The sequence below is a fragment of the Sorangium sp. So ce394 genome, assembly GCF_051474665.1.
Taxonomy (GTDB): Bacteria; Myxococcota_A; Polyangia; order Polyangiales; family Polyangiaceae; genus Sorangium; species Sorangium cellulosum_D.
On the sequence record NZ_CP150339.1, the window covers coordinates 278032 to 298639 of the forward strand.

At 72.0% G+C, this 20608-nt stretch carries 15 protein-coding genes; 10 read left to right on the plus strand and 5 right to left on the minus strand.

What is annotated here, in order from left to right; translation table 11 throughout:
• Positions 1–179: 179 nt before the first annotated feature.
• The 3 genes from WMF33_RS01035 to WMF33_RS01045 all read left to right on the plus strand — a co-directional run bounded on the left by WMF33_RS01035 (position 180) and on the right by WMF33_RS01045 (position 7537).
• Positions 180–3179 carry a PEP/pyruvate-binding domain-containing protein gene (locus tag WMF33_RS01035; RefSeq protein WP_437335382.1) on the plus strand — a complete coding sequence of 1000 codons (3000 nt, stop codon included), beginning with the start codon at positions 180–182 and terminating at the stop codon, positions 3177–3179.
• Positions 3180–3703: 524 nt separating this feature from the next.
• Entirely contained in the window at positions 3704–4045 is a 342-nt protein-coding gene (locus WMF33_RS01040) for a hypothetical protein (protein WP_437335383.1), read from the plus strand.
• Between the two features lie 168 nt (positions 4046–4213).
• The gene (locus WMF33_RS01045) at positions 4214–7537 is read left to right on the plus strand and encodes an ATP-binding protein (protein ID WP_437335384.1); all 3324 of its coding nucleotides are present in this window, start codon (positions 4214–4216) and stop codon (positions 7535–7537) included.
• A gap of 12 nt (positions 7538–7549) precedes the next feature.
• Here the strand turns inward: WMF33_RS01045 and WMF33_RS01050 are convergent, their stop codons facing one another.
• The 4 genes from WMF33_RS01050 to WMF33_RS01065 form a co-directional block, all read right to left on the minus strand.
• The gene (locus WMF33_RS01050; protein ID WP_437335385.1) at positions 7550–8557 is read right to left on the minus strand and encodes an aldo/keto reductase; all 1008 of its coding nucleotides are present in this window, start codon (positions 8555–8557) and stop codon (positions 7550–7552) included.
• Between the two features lie 284 nt (positions 8558–8841).
• Positions 8842–9885: a galactose/methyl galactoside ABC transporter permease MglC gene (gene mglC / locus WMF33_RS01055; RefSeq protein ID WP_437335386.1), complete on the minus strand. Its 1044-nt coding sequence runs from the start codon at positions 9883–9885 to the stop codon at positions 8842–8844.
• A gap of 35 nt (positions 9886–9920) precedes the next feature.
• On the minus strand, positions 9921–11435 hold the full coding sequence (locus WMF33_RS01060; RefSeq protein WP_437335387.1) for a sugar ABC transporter ATP-binding protein: 1515 nt from the start codon (positions 11433–11435) through the stop codon (positions 9921–9923).
• Between the two features lie 79 nt (positions 11436–11514).
• Complete coding sequence (locus WMF33_RS01065) at positions 11515–12528, minus strand: galactose ABC transporter substrate-binding protein (protein ID WP_437335388.1); 1014 nt, start codon at positions 12526–12528, stop codon at positions 11515–11517.
• Positions 12529–13020: 492 nt separating this feature from the next.
• Between WMF33_RS01065 and WMF33_RS01070 the strand changes: the two genes are divergently transcribed.
• The 6 genes from WMF33_RS01070 (at position 13021) to WMF33_RS01095 (ending at position 18480) form a co-directional block, all read left to right on the plus strand.
• Complete coding sequence (locus WMF33_RS01070; RefSeq protein ID WP_044986715.1) at positions 13021–13428, plus strand: hypothetical protein; 408 nt, start codon at positions 13021–13023, stop codon at positions 13426–13428.
• 182 nt (positions 13429–13610) lie between these two features.
• Positions 13611–14696 (plus strand): Gfo/Idh/MocA family protein, encoded by a 1086-nt coding sequence (locus WMF33_RS01075; RefSeq protein ID WP_437335389.1) that lies wholly within the window; start codon positions 13611–13613, stop codon positions 14694–14696.
• Between the two features lie 187 nt (positions 14697–14883).
• A complete protein-coding gene (locus tag WMF33_RS01080; protein WP_437339596.1) occupies positions 14884–15450 on the plus strand; it encodes a hypothetical protein in 567 nt (188 codons plus the stop codon).
• Between the two features lie 341 nt (positions 15451–15791).
• Entirely contained in the window at positions 15792–16586 is a 795-nt protein-coding gene (locus tag WMF33_RS01085; RefSeq protein ID WP_437335390.1) for an alpha/beta fold hydrolase, read from the plus strand.
• A gap of 412 nt (positions 16587–16998) precedes the next feature.
• On the plus strand, positions 16999–17994 hold the full coding sequence (locus WMF33_RS01090) for a metal-dependent hydrolase (protein WP_437335391.1): 996 nt from the start codon (positions 16999–17001) through the stop codon (positions 17992–17994).
• Positions 17995–18189: 195 nt separating this feature from the next.
• Positions 18190–18480, plus strand: a complete 291-nt coding sequence (locus tag WMF33_RS01095; RefSeq protein WP_437335392.1) for a hypothetical protein — start codon at positions 18190–18192, stop codon at positions 18478–18480.
• Between the two features lie 65 nt (positions 18481–18545).
• Here the strand turns inward: WMF33_RS01095 and WMF33_RS01100 are convergent, their stop codons facing one another.
• On the minus strand, positions 18546–19571 hold the full coding sequence (locus tag WMF33_RS01100) for an AraC family transcriptional regulator (protein ID WP_437335393.1): 1026 nt from the start codon (positions 19569–19571) through the stop codon (positions 18546–18548).
• A 122-nt stretch (positions 19572–19693) separates the two neighbouring features.
• Here WMF33_RS01100 and WMF33_RS01105 point away from each other — a divergent pair, with 122 nt between their 5' ends.
• Positions 19694–20608, plus strand: coding sequence for an NmrA/HSCARG family protein (locus WMF33_RS01105; protein ID WP_437335394.1), 915 nt, complete (start codon positions 19694–19696; stop codon positions 20606–20608).

Genomic DNA, 20608 nt, shown 5'->3' on the forward strand with positions numbered 1-20608 from the left:
ACGCGGCGCACGGCACGCTGTGCCAGGCGTAGAAGTGTCTGATATCCATGGCCTACTTCGCCATATCAGGCGCCGGCCGGCGTGGCATACGGCATGCTGGCGGGGCGGGTATGACGGCGAGCTCATCCCACGATCGCCGCCCGCGTCGCGCGCTTCGTGCGCGCGCGGGGGCGGGCCTGTTGTCGTTGGCCACCTTCGTCGGTTGTTCGGGCGAGACGCCCGCTCCGCCGCCGGAGCAGACCTCGACGAGGTGCGACTTCGTGCTTCCGGCGGGCGGCGCGCCCGCGCCGAGCGGCGATCTGCGCATCAACGAGGTGATGACCGGCAACGACGGCGCGTGGGTCGATGAGATCGGCGAGACCGACGATTTCATCGAGCTCGTGAACATCGGCGATCGCGCGCTCGATCTCGGGGAGTACGCCCTGGGGGAGAAGCTCGGCGAGGCGACGCGGCTGCCGCCGCTGACGCTGGGGCCGGGCGAGACGGCGCTCTTCTGGGCCGACGACGCGCCCGAGCAGGGCCCGCGGCACCTGCCGTTCAAGCTCTCGAGCTCGGGCGCGCGCGTGCTGCTCTGGGCGCCGTCGTGCGCGCTGGGCGACGCGATGGACGTGCCGGAGCTGCCGCGCTCCGAGAGCTACGCGCGCTTGCCCGACGGGACGGGCGAGCCGTCGATCTGCCGCTACGCCACGCCCGAGCGCGAGAACGGCGAGAGCTGCGACCCGCCGGAGCCGCCGAGCCTCGGCGACAACGTCAACTTCGCGCCTTACCCGTGGCCCGAGCCGTTCCCGGCCATCGCCGGGCCGCTCGTCATCTCGGAGCTCTCGCTGCGGCCCGCGGGGTTCGTCGAGGTGCTGAACGCGAGCGACGAGGCCGTGGCGCTCGACGGCTTCGCGCTGCGCCTGTCGGCGCTCGCGCCGGGGCAGGCGCTGCCCGGCGACGGCGCGGGCGTGCCGCTCGCGTGGCCGACGCCGTCCGCCGCGCTCGCACCCGGGGAGCGCGTGAGCGTCCCGGTGAGCGCGGCGGACACCGCCGAGATCGAGGCCTCGCCGGACTTCGAGGGCGTGGTGACGCTGTGGCAGGCCGGCCGGCCGGAGCCGAGCGATCGGGTCGACTTCATCGCGTGGCCCGAGGGGGCGTCGCTGGCCCGCGTGCCCGACGCCACCGGGGCGCCGCGCTTCTGCGAGGCGGCGAGCCCCGGCGCGGCGAACGAGGGCTGCGTGGAGCTGTCCGGCCGCCCGCTCGCGAGCGGGCGCGCGCGCCGGCTGGAGACCGCCGGCGATTTCGCCGCGCTGGCCAGAGGCGGCACCGAGGTCGCCGAGGCCGGCGTCAAGTTCGTCGTCGACATGGCCGCGAACGACACCGTGCACCTCCTGAGCACGGAGAAGTGGGCGCTCCACTACACCTTCATCCGCGAGCAGATCCAGCGGGAGCCGCACCTCGATCGCTGCGATCCCGAGCAAGCCGCGGAGTTCAACACCGGCTGGGGGCTGTTCAGCCAATCCGAGTACTTCCGCGTCGAGGGGCGTCGCTTCCTCCTCGGCACGCTGGTGCAGCACACCAACGGCGCCAAGACCGTCGAGTTCGCCCCCGGCGACAAGCTCGTCGGTGCGCAGATGCGGCGCGCGTTCTTCGCGGCGATGAAGGCGGTGCCCGACCCGGAGGCGTGGTCGATCCGGCCCACCGAGGCGCGGCAGATCGCCGAGGCGCGCGCGATCGAGGGGACCGCGCCGCTGGTGGGGCCGAACGCGCCGTACCGGGGGCTGACGTATCAGCCGCTCAACCCGGCCGAGGGGTTCGGCACGCTGACGTTCGTCCCGGGGCGCGAGCTGGAGACGGCGGAGCTCGGCCCGAACGTGATCGTGGTGACGGACGACGTGCCGAACGAGACGGCGTTCATGGGCGGCCTCATCACCGAGGCGTTCCAGACGCCGCTCTCGCACGTGAACGTGCTGGCGCGCGGCCGGGGGACGCCGAACATGGCCCTGCGCCGCGCGCGGGAGGACGAGCGCCTGAAGGGCCTGTTCGGCAAGCTGGTGCGGCTCGAGGTGCGCGCGACGGACTTCGACCTCCGCGAGGCGACCGCGCAGGAGGCCGACGCCTACTGGGAGGCGCGCAAGCCGAAGGGCGAGCGGCTCTCGCCGGCGCTCGACGTCTCCGTGCGCGGCGTCGTGTCGCTCGACGCCGCGAATTACGCGATGAGCGACAGCATCGGGTCCAAGGCGGCGGGCATGGCCGAGCTGTACCGCGTGAGCGGCGTGGGGGCGTATTGCCCGCCCGACCTGATTCCGCTGTACGTGCCGCCCGCGGCGTTCGCGATCCCGTTCTCGCATTACATGGATCATTTCGAGGCGAGCGGCGCGGCGGAGCTCCTGGCCGAGCTCGAGCAGGACCCCGAGTTCCGCGCGGACCCGCGCGCGCACGCCGAAGGGCTGGCCGAGGTGCGCGCGCGGATGCTGGAGCACCCGGTGGATCCCGCGCTCTTGAGCGAGGTCGAGGCCGCAATCAAGCGGCGCTTCGGCGGCGACCGCGTGCGGCTGCGCAGCAGCAGCAACACCGAGGATCTGGCGACCTTCAACGGCGCGGGGCTGCACACGTCGACGAGCACCGACCTCGACGCGGAGTCGAGCTCCATCGAGGACGCGCTGCGGACGGTGTGGTCGAGCCTCTGGAACACGCGCGCCTACGACGAGCGCGAGTTCGGGCACGTCGAGCAGGCGCGCGCGGCGATGGCCGTGCTCGTGCACCAGGCCTGGCAATCGGAGCGCGCGCAGGGCGTGGCCATCAGCCGCAACGCGCTCGACGCGACCCGCGACAGCCAGTATTACATCAACGCGCAGATCGGGGAGGCGTCGGTCACCAACCCCGCGCCCGGCGTGACCAGCGACGAGATCGTGTATACGCCGCCGCCGCGCACGATCAAGGCGGAGTACCACGCTCGCTCGAGCCTGACGCGCGGGCGCGACGTGCTGTCGTTCCCGGAGGTCCAGCGGCTCGGCTGCGTGCTCGGGTCGATCCACGACCATTATCGGCCGCTGGTGGACCCGGAGGGGGAGAACCGGCTGTACGCGATGCAGATCGAGTGGAAGCTGATCGGCCCGGAGCGGCGGCTGCTGGTCAAGCAGGCGCGGCCCTACAGCTTCGGCGCGCTCGAGGCGCCGGGCGACTGCCGCGAGTACTGAGGCCGCGCCGCCCGAGCTCGCCCCGCGTGGGGGCGGGAGGTCTCGTCGAGCCGCCCCGCGCCCGCGCGCGGCTCGTGCGAGACGCCTGGGCCAGCGGACATCCCTCCTCCCGGAGAGCGCATGGCCGCCGGACGTGACCGGACGCAATTCACCCGCCATGTGAAGAAATGCAAACGGATCGCGAGCCGTCGATCGCGACGATGTCGTGTCCAGGGCAGACCGCCACGCCCCCTCTCCGGCGACGAACGTTCTTATGCGTTCTGCTATCCTCGCGAGAAGTCAATGATATCTATCGACGGTCCATCGATGTATTGATGAGCCTGTTGCCGCTATGCGGCCTGCGACGCCTCAGGCTGAGTCTGCCGTGTGACCGCTCGTGGCTTCATGTCGCGCTCTGTCTTAACCAAATCTTATCAATGCTTCGTCTTGCACGTTGAACGAGGCTCTTCTATGTTCGCCGCATCGCAGGCGCGACGCGCGCATTCCGCGCCGTGAACGACGGCCTGCGAACCAGGAGCTATGTCATGAAGATGCGACGAGCGTTCGCGGCCTTTGGCATCATTGCTGCTGTGGGCATCACCGGGTGCGTGGGCTCCGAAGAGCCTGCGGAGCCGGAGATCGTCCGCCTGGACCCGAGCGAGGCCGCAGAGAACCCGCTCGGCAGCTGGAGCGGGCCCTCCTCTGGTCCTGCCGCAGAAGCGCAGTCGGTCGGCGAGACCTCAGATTCCGCCGCATACTGTTGGGTGTGGCTCGACTACTGCGTCGATCCGCGTACCGGGACGGGGACCTGCCACGATAACGGCGGCTGTAGCTGGGAGCAGTTCATCGATGCATGCATTAGCCTGTACGAAGACATCTGCATCTGAACGTAGCGGGGAGTCCCGCGGCGCGTCTTGAGACCGCTTCCAGCGCAGGTGCGCGCGCCGGCTACGCCGGCGAAGGCCGGCGCGCGCCCGGCGCTGGCAGGCGTTCCCCTGGGTCGCCCGCGCCCGATGCCGGGCCGGCGCGCGCCCGCCCGGTGGTAAGGTGGGCGCGTGGTCCTGCGTCCGGCAGCCTGGGTGGGTCGCGACCGAGAGCTGAACCTGCTCGACGACCTGCTCGGCGCGGCGCTCGCCGGCCGCGGATCGAGCGCCCTCGTGGCCGGCGAGGCCGGCATCGGCAAGACGCGCCTGCTCGAGGAGCTCGCCGAGCGCGCGCGGGCGCGCGGCTTCGCGGTCGCGTGGGGGCGGGGGTGGGAGCTCGGTCAGGCGCCGAGCTTCTGGCCCTGGCTCGAGATCCTGCGCGCGCTGCTCGGGCGGCCGCGGGCGCCCGCGGCGTTCGCCGGCCGGCTGCGCGGGCTCTTGCTCGAGCTCGCGCCCGGGGAGCCCGCGCGCGGCGCGGACGTGTTCCAGCTCTACGACGCGGTCGCCTGCCACCTCGCGGCGCACGCGCGCGAGGAGCCGATCGCGCTCTTCTTCGACGATCTCCACGCCGTCGACCCCTCGTCGCTCGAGCTCATGGAGTTCGTCGCGCGGGGCCTGCGCGCCGAGCGCGTCGCGCTCTTCGGCAGCCGGCGCGACGTCGACGGTCGCCGGCCGGAGGTCGACGGCCGCCGGCCGGAGGTCGAGCGGCGCCTCTCGCGGCTCGCGCGGCTCTGCGAGCACCTCGGGCTCGAGCGCCTGTCCGAGGGCGACGTGAGGGTCTGGATCCAGCAGACCACGGGCGACGACGACCCGGGCGCGGCGCGCCGGATCCACGCGGCCAGCGACGGCAACCCGCTCTTCGTGAGCGAGCTCCTGCGGCTGCCCGCGCCCGCCGCGCGGCGCTCCTCCGCGGACCTGCCGGGCACGCTGCGCGCGCTCGTCGGCGAGCGCCTCGCCGCCCTCGAGGCGGGCCACCGCGAGGCGCTGCGCGCCGCGGCGCTGGTCGGGCGCGAGTTCGGGCTGCCCCTCGTGGCGGCCCTGCTCGAGCGGCCCGCCGCGGAGCTCGAGGCCGCGGCGCACGAGGCGTGCGCCCTCGGCGTGCTCGCGCCGGTGAGCCCGGGCCGCTACCGCTTCTCGCACGCCCTCGTGGCCGAGACGCTGGTGCAGGAGCTACCCCCGGCGCGGCGAGCGCTCCTGCACCAGCGCGCCGCCGAGGCCCTGGAGGCCCGCCACGAGGGCGACCCGGCCGCGCCCCTCCACGAGATCGCGCGCCACTGGCTCGAGGCGGGCGTCGCGTCGGCGCCGCGGGCCGCGCGCGCCGCCGAGCGCGCCGCGCGCCTCGCCATGGCGCGCCTCGCGTTCGCGGACGCCGCCGCGCTCTACGAGCGAGCGCTCGCGGCCGAGGCTCTCGCCTCGCCCGTCGATCCGGCGCGGCAGGGGGAGCTGCTCGTCGCGCACGTCGAGGCGCTGGCGCGGGCCGAGCAGCGAGCGAGCGCCGAGGCCGCGTGCGAAAGGGCCGTCGCGCTCGCGCGGGCCCGCGGGGACGGCGCGCTGCTCGCGCGGGCCGCGCTCGCGCTCGGCGCGGAGAGCCGCGCCGGCGCCGCCGATCGCGAGGTCGCGCGCCTGCTCGCCGAGGCGCGCTCGCTCTTGCCGCCGGGCGACAGCCCGCTCGCGGCCCGGGTCAGCGCGCGGCTCGCCAGCGCGCGCCAGCCCGAGCTCGATCCGCGAGGGCCGATGGACCTCGCCCGGAGCGCCATCGCCATGGCGCGGCGCTTCGACGATCCGGGGCTCTCGCTCTCGGTCATCCACGCCGCGCTCGGCGCCCTGATGGACTTCGCGCCGCCCGGGGAGCGCGCCGGCCTGAACGCCGAGGCGCTCGAGCTCGCGGTCTCGTTCGGCGACGGCCCGCGCGCGCTGCTCGCGGCGCAGCGCCTCGCCTTCGATCGCGCCGAGCTGCTCGACGCGGGCGGCTTCGAGGGCGCGCTCGGCCGCTGCGAGGCGCTCGCGAGCGAGCTCGGCCAGCCGCGCTACGGCTGGGTGCCCGCCATGTTCCGGTCGATGCGCGCCGAGTGGCAGGGCGACCTCGAGCGCGCCCTGCGCTGGGAGGACGAGGCGCGCCGGATCCGCGATCAGGGCGCCGCTGAAGGAGCGAGGCTCGTCCCCTCCCGGCCGCTCTCGCGGGCGCTCGGGCGCTACGACCCCGAGGGCCTCGAGCGCTTCCTGGGCGAGCTCTCGAGCCGGGCGCCCGACAGCGCCGCCGTGCCCCTGTTCACGGCGCTGCTCGCGAGCTGGCGCGGCCAGGAAGGGCCCGCGCGCGCGGCGCTCGACGCGCTGTGCGCGCGCGGCTACGCGGGCTTCCTGCGGCGTCCCGAGCCCCCGCGCGGCGGCCCCGGGCCGGACGATCCGACCGTCGCCGGGTACATCCACATGCCGGAGCTGGCCGTCGAGATCGCGTGCGCGCTGGGGGACGCGCCCTGGGCGCAGGCGCTTTACGACGAGCTCGCCCCGTCCGCCGGCACGGCGTTCGTGCTGACCACGACCGCGTTCTCCCTGCACGGGCTGGTCGATCTCGCCCTGCTCAACCTGAGCGCCGCGCTGTCGCGCTGGGACGACGCCGAGCGGCACGCCCGCGCGGCCCTCGCCGCCGCCGAGCGGCTGGGCGCGCGGCCCCTCGCGGCGCGCGTCCACCACGATCACGCCCGCGTCGCGCTCGCGCGCCGGCGCACGGCGGGGGCCAGCGAGCGCGACGCGCTCGCGGCGAGCGCCCGGGAGCGGCTCGAGCGGGCCGCAGCCCTCGCGGGCGAGGTCGGCCTGAGCGCGCTCGAGGAGCGCTGCCGCCGGGCGCTCGCCGGGCTCGAGGGCGCGCCGCTCGCGCCGCTCGCGCCGCTCGCGCCGGCCGACCCTGCGCCGGCGCCGGCCCGCCCTCGACCCGGGCGCGCCGAGCCGCTGCGGCTCGTCCGGGAGGGCGAGTACTGGACCGTCAGCGCCGCGGGCGCCCTGTGCCGCGTGCAGGACAGCCGCGGCATGCGCATGCTGGCGCAGCTCGTGGACGAGCCCGGCCGAGAGCTCCACGTGCTCGAGCTCTCGGGCAGCCCCGCGGGCGTCGATCCCGGCGACGCGGGCGAGATCCACGACGCGCGGGCCCTCGCCGAGTACCAGGCGCGGGTGCGCGAGCTGCGCGCCGAGATCGAGGAGGCCGCGGCCTTCAACGACCTCGGCCGCCGCGAGCGGCTCTCCGCGGAGCTCGAGGCGGTGACCCGGGAGCTCTCGCGCGGCCTCGGCCTCGGCGGCCGCGCGCGGCGCGGCGCCTCGGCGGTCGAGCGCGCGCGCGTCAACGTCCGCCGCCGCCTGACGCTCGCGCTGCGCCGCATCCGCGCCGCGAGCCCCGCCATCGCCGACGAGCTCGAGGCGGCGCTGCGCACCGGCGTGCACTGCGTCTACACCCCCCCGACCTGAGCGCCGCGCCGCTCAGCCGCTCGCACGGTCGAGCTCCGCGCAGAGCTCGGGGGAGAGCTCCAGGTTCACGGCGCGCAGGTTCTGCTCGAGCTGCTCGAGCGTCCGCGGCCCCACGAGCGGGACGACGCGGGGGGCGCGCTGGTGCATCAGCCAGGCGAGCACCAGCTGGTGCGGCAGCACCTCGAGCCGCCGCGCGATCGCGGCGACGGCCGCGAGGCGCGCGTCGCTGTCGCTGCCGACGTAGGGCTGCATGGCCCAGTGGCCCTGCCGCTTCTCGGCGCTGTCGTAGATCCCCTTCAGGATGGGCGAGTACGCGACCAGCGTCAGGTCCGGGTGCTCGCGCAGGTAGTCGAGCTGCTCGTCGTCCACGATCGACGTGTGCTCGAGGCCCTGGCGCCGGCGGAGGTAGCTGTGCTGCTGCTGCAGCGCCACCGGCGCGGGCCAGCCCTCGGCCGCGCAGCGCTGGCGGATGCGCTCGAGGCGCCAGGTGCGCACGTTCGACCAGCCGATGAACCGCGCCTTGCCCGCCTTCACCAGCCGGGCGAGCGCCTCGAGCGTCTCGTCGAGCGGGGTCACCCGATCGTCGACGTGCACGTAGTACAGGTCCACGTGGTCCGTCTGCAGCCGGCGCAGGCTCGCCTCCAGGGCGCGCTCGAGCGTCTCGCGGCCGGCGCCCTCGAAGTCGCGGCGCGCGCTCGTCCAGTCGACCTCGCCGCCGCGCCAGTGCGCGTCGGGGGTCCGCACCATCGCCGCGCCCTTGGTCGCGAGGAACACCTGCCCGCGGTTGCCGCGCTGCGCGAGCCAGCGCCCCAGCACCGCCTCGCTCTCGCCGCCGTGGCTGCCCTGTCGCAAGAACCAGCCGTAGCAATTGGCGGTGTCCAGGAAGTTGCCGCCCCGCTCGACGTAGCGATCGAGCATCTGCCGCGACTCCTCCTCGCTCGTCAGCGTGCCCATCAGCATGCAGCCCAGGCTCAGCTGGCTGATTTTCTGGCCCGTGTTTCCCAGCTCGACGACCTTCATCGTGCGCTCTCCTGGCTCGAGGTGCCGCATCGGGACCGCGCCCGGCGCATGCCGTCTCCCGGGCCGCCCGCCTCGAGCCGCGCGGGCGCCACCCGAGGGGCGTAACCTCGCGAGGAACGGACGTAACCCGGGCGATCTCGCGGCGCCGGCCGCGCCGGAGGGCCCGCCGTTCCCCGGCGAGCCCGCCGTTCCCCGGCGAGCCCGCCGTTCCCCGACGGGGCCGAGGCCTCTCGGGCCAGCGCCGCGTCGCCCAGGCTCGTCCCGGCGCTCCCGGCGACGGAGGCTCAGCGCTTGCGCAGGTACTTGCGAATGTCGACGGAGACGGCCGCCACGATGATGATGCCCTTGATGATCTGCTGCCAGTAAGGGGACACCCCGAGGATGACGAGGCCGTTGTTGAGCACCTCGAAGATGAGCACTCCGGTGAGGATGCCGCCGACGGTCCCGACGCCGCCTGACGTCGAGACGCCGCCGATGACGCAGGCCGCGATGGCGTCGAGCTCGTACATCAGGCCATAGTTGTTGGTGGCGCCGCCGGTCCTCGCCGCGAGGAGCGCCCCGGCCAGGCCGTAGAGGGCGCCGGCCAGGAGGTACACGAGCAGGAGCGTCTTCGGGACGTCGACCCCCGAGACGACCGCCGCTTCGCGGCTCGAGCCGATGGCATAGATGTTCTTGCCGAGGCGGGTCTGGTTGAGGAGCACCCAGATGAAGAACGTGATCACCGCCGCGATGATGACGAGATACGGCAGCGCCCAGTCGCCGCCGAAGCGGATCGCGCCGGTGCCGATGGCGGTGAAGTCGTCCCGCAGGCCGCCGATCGGCTGGGCGCCGAGCGGCGGGCGGTCGACGTAGAGCGACGCGGCGCCATAGGCCATGATCATCGTGCCGAGCGTGGCGATGAAGGGCGGCACGTTGAGGAAGGCCACGATCGACCCGTTGACGAGCCCGACCGTGGCGCCGACGCTGACGGCCGCGGCGACGCACAGGAGCACCGGCTGGCTGGCGAGGTGCGGGTACATCCGGCTCGCGTAATCGGGCCGCTGCAGCAGCGAGGCGGCGACGCAGGCGGCGAGCCCCACCGTGCGGCCGGCGGACAGGTCGGTCCCGCGCGTGATCAGGACCCCTCCCTCGCCGAGGGCGATGATCACCCGGACGGAGGAGATGATGAGGACGTTGATGAGGTTGGCCACGCTCAGGAAGCTGGGCCGCAGGACGCCGATCACGAGGACCAGCAGGAGGAGGACCAGAGAGATCGCCTGCCGGCTGGCGAACTCTCGAACTGCCCTCATGCGATCGCGGGCGGCGCCGCCGGCGCTGCTGGTTGCCATGGAGTGGTCCCTCTGCTTTCGATCGATCCGGTGGCTCAGCGGAACTGCGTGGACAGCGACATGATCTCCTCCTGGGTGGCGCTCTTGCCCTCCAGGATGCCCGTGACCCGCCCCTCGCACATGACCATGATGCGATCGGACATGCCGAGCACCTCGGGCAGCTCCGAGGAGATCAGGATGATGCTCTTCCCCCGCCTCGCGAGGTCCGCGATGATCGTGTAGATCTCGTATTTGGCGCCGACGTCGACGCCGCGGGTCGGCTCGTCGAGGATGAGGATGTCGGGGCTCGTGAGGAGCCAGCGCGCCAGGATGACCTTCTGCTGGTTGCCGCCGGACAGGTCCTGGATGAAGGCGCGCGTGCTCGGCGTCTTGACCCGCAGCGCCTCCACGAGCCGCCGCACGTCCGCCTCGGCGCGGCCGAGATCGAGCAGGCCGGCCCTGCGCTTGTAGCTCTTCCAGCTCGCCGACAGCGTGTTGTCGGCCACGTGGAGCATCGGGAAGATCCCCGTCGAGCGGCGCTCCTCGGTGAGGAGCGCCATCCCGCGCGCGATGGCCCTGATAGGGCTCCCGAGCTGCGCCTCTCTCCCGTCGACGACGACACGACCCTTCGCGACGGAGCGCAGCCCGAACAGCGCTTCCATCACCTCGGTGCGCTGGGCGCCCACGAGGCCGCTCACCCCGAGGATCTCGCCCCGCCGGAGCTCGAAGCTCACGTCCTCGAAGGACCCCGGCTCCGCCGAGGTCAGCCCCTCGACCCGCATCACCACCTCGCCGGGGTCGTTCTCGCGCGGCGGGAACCGGTGCGTCATGTCGCGGCCGACCATGCGCTGGATGATGAGATCGGTCGTGAGCTCGGACGACGGATAGGTCCCGACGAGGCGCCCGTCGCGCATGATGGTGACCTCATCGGAGATACGAAGGATCTCCTCCATCTTGTGCGAGATGTAGATGATGGCCACCCCCTCGCCCCGGAGCCTGCCGATGATCTCGAAGAGGTGCTCCACCTCGTGCTCGGTGAGCGACGAGGTCGGCTCATCCATGATGATGATCCTGGCGCGCCGGGAGACCGCCTTGGCGATCTCCATCGACTGGAGCTTCGAGACCGGGAGGTCCACGGCCCAGGCGGTCGGGTCGATGTCCATCCGGAGCTCCTGGAAGAGCGCCTGCGTGTCCCGCAGCATCTTCTTGTGATCGACCAGCTTGAGCGGCCCGAACCGGCGGATCGGGTAGCGCCCCAGCCAGAGGTTCTCCATGACGCTCCGGTAGGCGATCGGCTGCAGCTCCTGGTGGATCATGGCGATGCCATGATCGAGCGCGGCGCGCGACGACGACAGCGATACGGTCTTGCCGGCCAGCGCGATCGTGCCGGCGTCCGGCGTGTACATGCCGAACAGGCACTTCATCAGCGTGGACTTGCCCGCGCCGTTCTCCCCCATGAGGGCGTGGACGGTGCCCGGACGGACCCGCAGGGTCACCGAGTCCAGGGCCTTCACCCCCGGGAACACCTTGGAGATGCCGCTCATCTCGAGGGCGTAATCGGCGCCGGCCATGACGATCTCCTGTTGCTCTCGGCCGGGGGAGGCGGCGCCGGCCGCTCCCCGACCGACGCGCGTCGCCAGCGCGCTGGCCTCACTTGTACTGCTGGTGGTTCTCCTTCGTGACCTTCCGGTAGGGGACCCAGACGTACCTGCCGTCGAGCGGCGCGACGCTGGTCTTGACCTCGGCGCCGGTGGCGAGCGCGAGGGAGATGTCGAAGATCGCCTTGCCCTGGGCCTTGGCGTCGTTGAGGACGGTGCCGAGGAGCGTGCCGCTCGCGATCGCGTCGAGGGCGGGCGGCGTCGCGTCGACGCCGACGACCGGCATGTACTTGCCGCCGGTGAAGTACCCGGCCGCCTTGAGCGCCTCGATCGCGCCGAGGGCCATGTCGTCGTTGTTGGCGAGGACGACCTCGATCTTGTCGTTGTGCGCGGCGAGGAAGGCGGCCATCTTCTCCTGCCCCTTCACGCGCTCCCACATGGCCGTGTCCTCCGCGAGCTTCTCCACCTGGAGCCCGGCGCCGGTGATGGCCTTGATGGAGTACTCCGTGCGGATCGGGGCGTCCTGGTGACCGGGCTCGCCGGTCAGCATGACGTACTGGATCTTTCCGTCCTTGTTCCGGTCGGCCTCGGGGTGGGCCTTCCAGTAGTCGACGACGATCTCGCCCTGCATCGTGCCGGACTGCTCGGCCTCGGCGCCGACGTAATAGGCCTTGTCCCACCTGGCCATGTCTTCTTTGAGGGGCTCGCGGTTCCAGAAGACCACCGGCACGTCCTTGGCCTTGGCCTTGTCGATGATGATCGGCACCGCGGTCCGGTCGACCAGGTTGATGGCCATCACCTTGAAGCCCTGCACGAGGAACTGGTCGACCTGATCGTTCTGGATGGGCTGCTGGTTCTGGCTGTCGACGATGTTCAGCTCCGCCTTGCCCTTGGCGCTCTCCTCGATGGTCCGCCGGATGTACGACATGAAGGTGTTGTCGAATTGGTAGACGGCGACCGCCAGCCTGGGCGTGCCGGAGGCGGGCGCGCCGCTGGTCGATCCGCCTTCCTGACAGCCGGACATCATGACGGCGACGGCGGCCGCCGCGAAACAAAGCGCCCTCATATGGAGATCTCCTTACGCATCAGCCGTCGAATGAGCGAGGCTCGTCGTGGTCTCTCTGGATTCCCGCTGGTGAAACGACGAGCGCCGTCGAGCGGCGATCGCTTCCACGACGACCGAGCGACGGAGTCGGTGCCTAGACCCGGAGGTCTCGGCGCGCATGACGGCCCGCCCGTGGCGAAGCAAAAGCACGCACTTCGTCATCATGTTAACGATAACATATGGGGTGTCAACGCGAATCGAACGGCCCGCGGGCCGCCTCGATCCCGGGGAGGCCCGGGGAGGACGAGGCGAGCGGGGCTCCTCCGAAGCGCCGCGTCAAGCGGGGAGGGCGCCCGCCCGCGGTCGCGGCGGCCGGCCGCCGCTGCGCGCCCGTCGAGGATGGCGGCGTACATCGGTCGATTTGGATTGACGCCCGTCATGTTAACGTTAACATATGCGTCCTGAGCCGCGATCTCGCGGCTGAGCTTGCCCTTACCTGACAGGAGACGTCGCATGTCGATGAGCATGAAGCTGATGGGTGCCGTGTTGATGAGCGTCGGCATTGGCTTTGCGGGGGCCGCGTGGGCCGCGGGCGGGGCGGCGGACGTCCCCGCTTCGGTGGCCGAGGGGAAGGATTTTGGTTGTGGTGCAAAAGGACAGAAGGCCTGTCCGATGCAGGGCTGGATGAAGACGGTGATGCAGTCGGCGACCACGAGCGGAGACGGCGCGAAGATCGCGTCGGCGCTGGATTACGTCGCGTCGAAGCCGCCGCCCGGGATGCCCAAGTGGGTCGCGATCTCGAAGGAAGGCGCGGAGAAGGCCAAGAAGGGCGACATCGACGGCGCCAAGGCGAGCTGCAAGGCGTGCCATGATCTGTACAAGGCGGAGTACAAGGCGAAGCTCCGCGACGCCGCGTTCTGAGGCGCCTCTCACGGCGCTCCCCCTCTCCGCAGCTCGCGCCGGGCGCACCCCCTCCTGGCAGCCCTGGCCGTACCCGCCGGGGCTCAGGCCAACGCTGGCCCGGGAGCGCTCCGGCCGATCCCGACGACGTTGCGTTTACAGACGCGCCGCTCGCCACTAGCCTGGCGAGCAGTGAGGTGCCCATGTCCACATCAGCCCAAGGTCCAGAGTCCGACGAACAACTCACCCCGGTGCGCTGGGGCGTCCTCGGGGCGAGCAACTTCGCGCTGACGGTCAGCCTCCCCGCCATGAAGCGGGGGCCCCTCACCCAGCTCGCCGCGCTGGCGTCGCGCGACATCGGTAAGGCGACCGCCGCCGCGCGATCGCTCGGCATCCCGAGGGCGTACGGCAGCTACGACGAGCTGCTCGACGATCCGGAGATCGACGCCATCTACAATCCGCTGCCCAACCACCTGCACGTGAAGTGGACGGCGCGCGCGGCCCGCGCCGGCAAGCACGTCCTCTGCGAGAAGCCGATCGCGCTCAGCGCCGAGGACGCCGAGGCGCTTGTCGACGTGCAGCGCGAGACGGGCAAGCTGATCGCCGAAGCGTTCATGATCCGCAACCATCCGCAGTGGCAGCAGGCGAAGGACTGGGTGCGCCGCGGCAAGATTGGCGAGCTGGTCAGCGTCCAGGCGGCGTTCTCGTACTACAACCGCGACGCCGCCAATATCCGCAACAAGAAGGCGGTCGGGGGCGGCGCGCTCTACGACATCGGCTGCTACGCGGTGAACACGTCGCGCTTCCTGTTCGGACGCGAGCCCGTGCGGGCGATGGCGCTCGTCGACCACGATCCAGAGTTCGGCACCGACCGCTTGACCTCGGGCCTGCTCGACTACGGCGGCGCGCACCTGACGTTCACGTGCAGCACGCAGGCGGTGCCCTACCAGCGCGTGAACGCGTTCGGCACCAAGGGCCGCATCGAGCTCGAGATCCCGTTCAACGCCCCCGGCGACCAGCCGTGCAAGGTATGGCTCGATGACGGCTCGACGCTGAACTGCAGCTCGGCCAAGGTCATCTCGTTTCCCGCCGTCGACCAGTACCACCTGCAGAGCGAGGCGTTCTCGCGCGCCGTCCGCGCCGGGGGGCCCGTCGAGAATTCGATCGAGGTCGCGGTCGGCAACATGCGCGTCATCGACGCCCTCTTCCGCTCCGCCGAGAGCGGGCGCTGGGAGAAGATCTCGCCCGCGACAGGCGCGGGAGGGAGACCGCTCAGAAGCGTGCGTTGAGCGCGGCGAGCTCGCCCGGATCGCGGGCTGCCCCGCCCGTTCCCGGCGCGCCGCCGCCCCCCACGGCCAGGCGCCGTTCTTCACGAAACCTGCACGCATCGCTCCACCAAGCTCCACGAGCTGCTCATGCCGCCCACCCGTCCTGTGAGCTAGGGTGAAGCCATCACTCGAGCACGGCGGTGAGGCGATGGCAGGAACGGCGCACAACGGTGGCGGACGGCGCGGAAGCCGCTGGAGGATAGCGGTCTGGGGCATTGCAGCGCTCGTCCTGCTGCTGCCCTTGATCGCGATGCAGTTCACCGAAGAGGTCGCCTGGGATCTGGCGGATTTCGTCATCTTCGGATCCATGCTGGTCGGCGCTTGCGGCGCCTACGAGCTGGCTGCGAGGGCGACGAGCAACAACGCGTACCGAGCCGCCGTCGGCGTTGCGCTCGCGGCGGCGTTCGTCCTCGTCTGGATGAACCTCGCCGTCGGCATCATCGGGAATGAGGAGAACCCCGCCAATTTGATGGTTGGCGGGGTGCTCGCCGTCGGGATCCTCGGGGCCATCGTCGCGCGCTTCCAGCCACAGGGAATGGAGCGCGCGCTGGTCGCGACGGCGATCGCTCAGGCGTTGGTCGCCGTGATCGCGCTGATCGCCGGATGGGGCTACACCTTGATCCTGACAGGCGTCTTCGTCGCGCTGTGGCTCACATCGGCCCGGCTGTTTCGGAGGGCGGCGCGGGAGCAAGCGCACGCGGGCGCAGCGCCGTAGCCTGACCCGCGAGGTGCGCTATCGACCCCTGCGAGAGCTTGTCCGTGGGTCTCCACGATGCGTCCCGAGCCGCTCGCTGTCGTGTCCGGTTGCGCGGCCACGGTCGGCGGGCGTGGGTGGTGGCCCAATTTGCCCCCGAGTGATTCACATGAAGGCGGGAAGGCAGGAAGATCATTGATCTTTTCTTCCCGCCTCCCCGCCCTCATGTTCAAATCCGGCCACCACCCAGGCGCGGGAACCAGGAGGATTGACCTTGCGGACGCCACGTTCCCTGCTGCATTCTCCCACCTGGCTCGTGGATCCGCGCTCCCGAGGAGCGCTACCCCGCTCAGGTCGATGCCATGATCGCGGAAGCTCACCTGACCCTGCGAGGGCGCCGGTTCTCGTTCCTCGACTTCGGCGGGGCCGGGAACATCATCCTCGCGCTGCACGGTCATTTCGGGCGCGCCCGCATGTTCGCGCCGCTCGCCGCCGCGCTCGGCCCCGGACACCGGCTGGTGGCGCTCGACCAGCGTGGCCACGGGCTCAGCGACCACGGCGGCCCGTTCACCCGTGAGGACTACGTCGAGGACGCCGCCGAGCTCCTGCGCACGCTCGGCCTCGGTGCGGCCGTGGTGCTGGGCCACTCCATGGGCGGCGTGAACGCCTACCAGCTCGCCGCCCGATACCCCGAGCTCGTACGCGCGCTGGTCATCGAGGACATCGGCGCCGTGGTGCGCGAGCCGGAGGTCCAGCACCCGGTCCTCGACGTGAGCCGGTGGCCCGTGCACGCCCCGACCCGGGAGGCGCTCGCGGCCGCCATCGAGGCCCAGGGCATCCCGGACGCGAGCTACTTCATGGACAGCGCGACCGAGGACGCCGACGGCTGGCGTCTGCTCTTCGATTACGCCGACATGATGGCCTCGCAAGAGGCCCTGCTCGGGGACTTCTGGGATGACTGGCTGGCGTCCTCCTGCCCGGCCCTGCTGCTGCACGGGCAGGAGAGCCCGATGCTCTCGGCGTCGATGGCGCGGACGATGGCCGAGCGCAGGCCGCGGACCCATTGGAGGACGTTCCCTGGGTGCGGCCACTGGATCCACGACGGCGACCCTGCCGGCTTTGCCGAGGCCATCCGGGAGTTCCTCGCCCGGATCTGACGAGGTGCGCGGCGCTGACGAGCCGCCGCCGTCCCGCTGCCGCGGTCAGCCCGTGCTCGGCGGCGGCGCCTCCTCGCCGTCGCCGGCACGGGCGGTCCGGCGCCGTTCTTCTACCGCCTGGCGAGCCTCGAGGCCGGCCGGCAGTATCCGCCGCTCGTGTTCCTGCACGGAAACCACGCTACGCGCGGCACGGGACGATATCCGCGCGACGACACCAACGGTCACCTCGACAAGACGTCGGTCGCTCCGTAAGTCGGTACGTCGGTGGCGGCCGGAGCGTATCCCCCGGCTCCCCTGCACGCCGCCAGAGCCACGACGACAAGCGCGCTGCGCGCAAGGCCGCAGAGCTCGCCTCGCCGAGCGGGTCACGGCCTTGCGCTCGCTCGGGGCCATGAGGTAGCTGACGGCCCTCATGGACACGCTGACGCATGGGCTCCTCGGGCTGGCGGTCGGCGCGACGCGTCGCCCCGACATGAGGCCCGGCGAGGGGCGCGCGTCGCCGACCGACCGCGCCGTCCTGCTCTCGTGCGTGATCGCCGCCGAGCTGCCGGATCTCGACTATTTCTGGCCGGCCGGGGACGCGGTGCTGCGCACCCTGCGCGCGCACCGCGGGCCGTCGCACGCGCTCCTGTTCGCGCCGGTGGTGGCGGCGGTGGCCGCCGGGGTCGCCTGGCTCGTCCTGCGGCGGCGGGCTCGGTTCGGCCCGGTCTACGCGTTCAGCGTCCTCTCGGTCGCCCTCGCGCACCTCTTGCCGGATCTCTGGACCGGGTGGGGAACGCGCCTGCTCCTCCCGTTCTCGGACGCGCGCCTGACGCTCGACTGGACCGGCGTGCTCGACCCGCTGGTCACGCTGCCGCTCGCCCTCGGCGCGCTCGTCGCGTGGCGCCGGCGGGCGCGCTGGCGGCGCGCGATCCTCGTCGGCGCCGCCGTCGCCGCCGTGTACGTCGGCGGCCGGATCGCCATGCAGCAGGTGCTCGTCGCCCGCGTCGCCGCCGCCCACCCCGGAGCGCAGCGCGTCGCCGTGTTCCCCGCGATGCTCGGCGTGACGACATGGCGCTTCATCGCGACGCACGAGGACGTTTACGCGGCCGGCACGGTCGACCTGCTCGGCGGCGCGCCGACCGAGGAGCGCCGGGTCGCGCGCGCGCCCAGCGGCCCTGTCCCTGCCCGTGTCGCCGCCGTCCCGACCGTGCGTGAGGCGCTCGCCTGGGCTCGCTTCCCCGTGGTCCGCCACGCGCCCGCCGGCGACGGCGGGACCACCGTGCGCGTCGCCGACCTCCGCTACCACCTGCGCGGCGACCCGACGCTCGAGTTCATCGTCGACATCGCCCCCGACGGCGCGGTGACGCGCGCCCGCCTCGAGCGCGGCGGCTCCGCCCGCGAGCTCCTCGACCGCTGGCGACAGTAGCGCTCCGCGCCTGCCACGAGCACGAAACTCACCCGCGTTGCCTCTTGCATTTGCCAGAGGCTTTCATCGTCGACGCAGAGGGCCCGAGAACCAAAGGAGACAAACCACGGAGGCACAGAGGGCACAGAGGAGAAGAGGAAAAGAGAGTTACTTCTTGCTCTCCTCTGTGCCCTCTGTGCCTCCGTGGTTTGAATCTTGTTTCCTTTCTACAACGGCGTGCGGCCGCACAGCGCCCTCGGGTACGTCACGCCGAACGAGCTCCTGGCCGGCCGTGCCAAGGCGATTTGGGCCGAACGAGGTCTGAACCTCGAAGTCGCGCGCGAGACCCGTCGCCAGCGTCCCTCCGCTGCAAAGGCCGTTGGACCGAACTATCCTATCCAGAGCACCAACGACATCTCGCACGGCGGTGCCTACTTCACGAGTGTGTCTTGTTCGATCCCGATCGGCAAGTCGTACATCACCGCGCTGACCATCGACGAACAGTGATGATGAGCTGACCCGAGCAGCCGCTCGCCAGCGGCGCGCCGACGCCATGGGCGCGCATCGGCGCCTCACGCCCTCGGGGCGCGTCGAACGGGCGGAGCCTGGACTCGAGGCCGAGCGCCTGGCTCAACGCCAAGATCGCGCTGGCGCGCGTGCTGCTGGCGACGGTAGGCCCCCGGCGCCATGCCCGACCACTGCCGGAACGCGTGGCCGAACGAGGCCTCCGACGCGTAGCCGGTGAGCTGAGAGGTGAGCGCGAGCGTCGCGCCTTCGCGCAGCAACATCGTGGCCTTCTGCATGCGCATCCGCGTGAGGAAGCCGAGCGGCGGCTCGCCCACGAGGCTCGTGAAGCGCGCCGCGAAGGCAGACCGCGACAGCCCGACCTCCTCGGCGAGCGAGGCGACCGTCCACGGATGCTCCGGCCGACGGCTCATCAGGCCCATGGCCGTGGCCACGCCCGGGTCGCGCAGCGCGCTGACCAGCTCGAGCGATCGACACGAGTGCGAGGGCCCGTCGCCGAGCGTCTCGACATACGCCCGCATCACGTGGACGAACAGCACGTCTGCCATGCGAGCGAGCACGAGATCGGCGCCGAACGGCCTCGACTCGATCTCGCGCGTGAGGAAGCGGAGGTGCTCCACGAGCGACGTCTGACCCGCGCCCGCACCCGCGAGCCGGAACGCGGGCGGCAACGACGACACGATCGGGACGGAGAACGGATCCTCGAGCTCGACGAGCGCCGACGTGATCCGCGTCTCGGTCCCCGCGCCGCCCAGGGTCAGGTGCCACACGCGACTGTCGCCGCTCTCGCGGACCCCGGGCAGCTCTTCGAGCGCGACGACCGGCGTGCCTTCGCGATCCCGGAGCGAATGCGCCCGGCCGTGCGGCACCACGGCGACGTCGCCGGCCGTCAGGTCGAGCGCGTGGCCGTCGTCCTCGGTCGAGAGCCAGGCCGCGCCGCTCACCACGTGGTGGATGCAAAAGGTCGAAGGCCTGCTTCGAAGCGCGACGCCCCACGGCGCCCTCGCGTCGAGGCAGGCCCACGACGCCGCCCTCGCGCGAACCGAGGACAGGAGCTCGCTCAGCGGGTCCACGAGCGGCCCCGGCTGGACGATTTCGCAAGCAACGTGGACGCGCTCGACTGGTCGCCTCCGCGCGAGCGCCGCATGGTTGGGGGGTAATTCGAGGCCTTCATTCGCCCCCGAAAGGATAACTCATGTCCACCGAAGCGACCACCGAGCCGGTGCTGGTCACCGGCGCCACTGGCAGGCAAGGCGGAGCCGTCGCCGCTGCGCTGCTCGAGCGAGGCGTCCCCGTGCGTGCGCTCGTTCGTGACCCCGGCGCGGCGCCTGCGATCGCGCTGCGCGCCCGCGGTGCGGTCCTCGTGCGGGGCGACTTCGACGACCCCGGCTCGCTGCGCGCCGCCTGCGAGGGAGCGCGAGCGGTGTTCTCCGTGCAGCACCCGAACATGGCCGATCTCGAGTCGGACTCCGAGCGAGCGCAGGGGAAGAACCTCGTCGAGGCAGCCCGGGCGACCGGCGTTCCGCAGTTCATCCATACGTCGGTGTCCGGAGCCGGCGCGCACCACCGGCGAGCGCCGGGCTGGGAGCTCGAGCGGGGCGCCAGCCGCAACTACTGGGAGAGCAAGGCGTACACCGAAGAGCTGGTGAAGAATGCCGGATTCCGCTTCTGGACCCTCATCAAGCCGTCCTTCTTCATGGAGAACTTCGTCCGCCCTTCCATCATGTTCGAGGGGGGCACGGGCGACCGCCTGCTCACCACGATCGCGCCTGACACGGAGCTGGCCGTTGTCGCCGTGCAGGACATCGGGGCAGCGGCCGCGGCCGCCGTCCAGGAGCCGTCACGGTTCCACGGCGTGGAGCTCGAGCTCGCCAGCCAACGGTTGACGATGCGCGAGATCGCCCGTGCCCTGTCCCGCGCGCTCGACCTCCCCATCGAAGCTCCGTCGCTCACGGCCGACGAGGCCATCGCCCGGGGTCTGATGCCCATGATCGCGCGCCCGCACGCGCGGCTGAACCACTACGGCAGCCCGGCCACCCCCGAGGCGGCGCGCGCGCTCGGCATTCCGCTCACCGACTTCGAGACCTGGCTTCGACACCACCGTGTGTGA

Coding starts and splice junctions, on each gene's coding strand:
- WMF33_RS01070 (WP_044986715.1), top strand. CDS start 13,021: ATGTCGATGAGCATGAAGCTGATGGGTGCCGTGTTGATGAGCGTCGGC.
- WMF33_RS01090 (WP_437335391.1), top strand. CDS start 16,999: ATGGACACGCTGACGCATGGGCTCCTCGGGCTGGCGGTCGGCGCGACG.
- WMF33_RS01050 (WP_437335385.1), bottom strand. CDS start 8,557: ATGAAGGTCGTCGAGCTGGGAAACACGGGCCAGAAAATCAGCCAGCTG.
- WMF33_RS01060 (WP_437335387.1), bottom strand. CDS start 11,435: ATGGCCGGCGCCGATTACGCCCTCGAGATGAGCGGCATCTCCAAGGTG.
- WMF33_RS01105 (WP_437335394.1), top strand. CDS start 19,694: ATGTCCACCGAAGCGACCACCGAGCCGGTGCTGGTCACCGGCGCCACT.
- WMF33_RS01085 (WP_437335390.1), top strand. CDS start 15,792: ATGATCGCGGAAGCTCACCTGACCCTGCGAGGGCGCCGGTTCTCGTTC.
- WMF33_RS01075 (WP_437335389.1), top strand. CDS start 13,611: ATGTCCACATCAGCCCAAGGTCCAGAGTCCGACGAACAACTCACCCCG.
- mglC (WP_437335386.1), bottom strand. CDS start 9,885: ATGGCAACCAGCAGCGCCGGCGGCGCCGCCCGCGATCGCATGAGGGCA.
- WMF33_RS01065 (WP_437335388.1), bottom strand. CDS start 12,528: ATGAGGGCGCTTTGTTTCGCGGCGGCCGCCGTCGCCGTCATGATGTCC.
- WMF33_RS01080 (WP_437339596.1), top strand. CDS start 14,884: ATGGCAGGAACGGCGCACAACGGTGGCGGACGGCGCGGAAGCCGCTGG.
- WMF33_RS01040 (WP_437335383.1), top strand. CDS start 3,704: ATGAAGATGCGACGAGCGTTCGCGGCCTTTGGCATCATTGCTGCTGTG.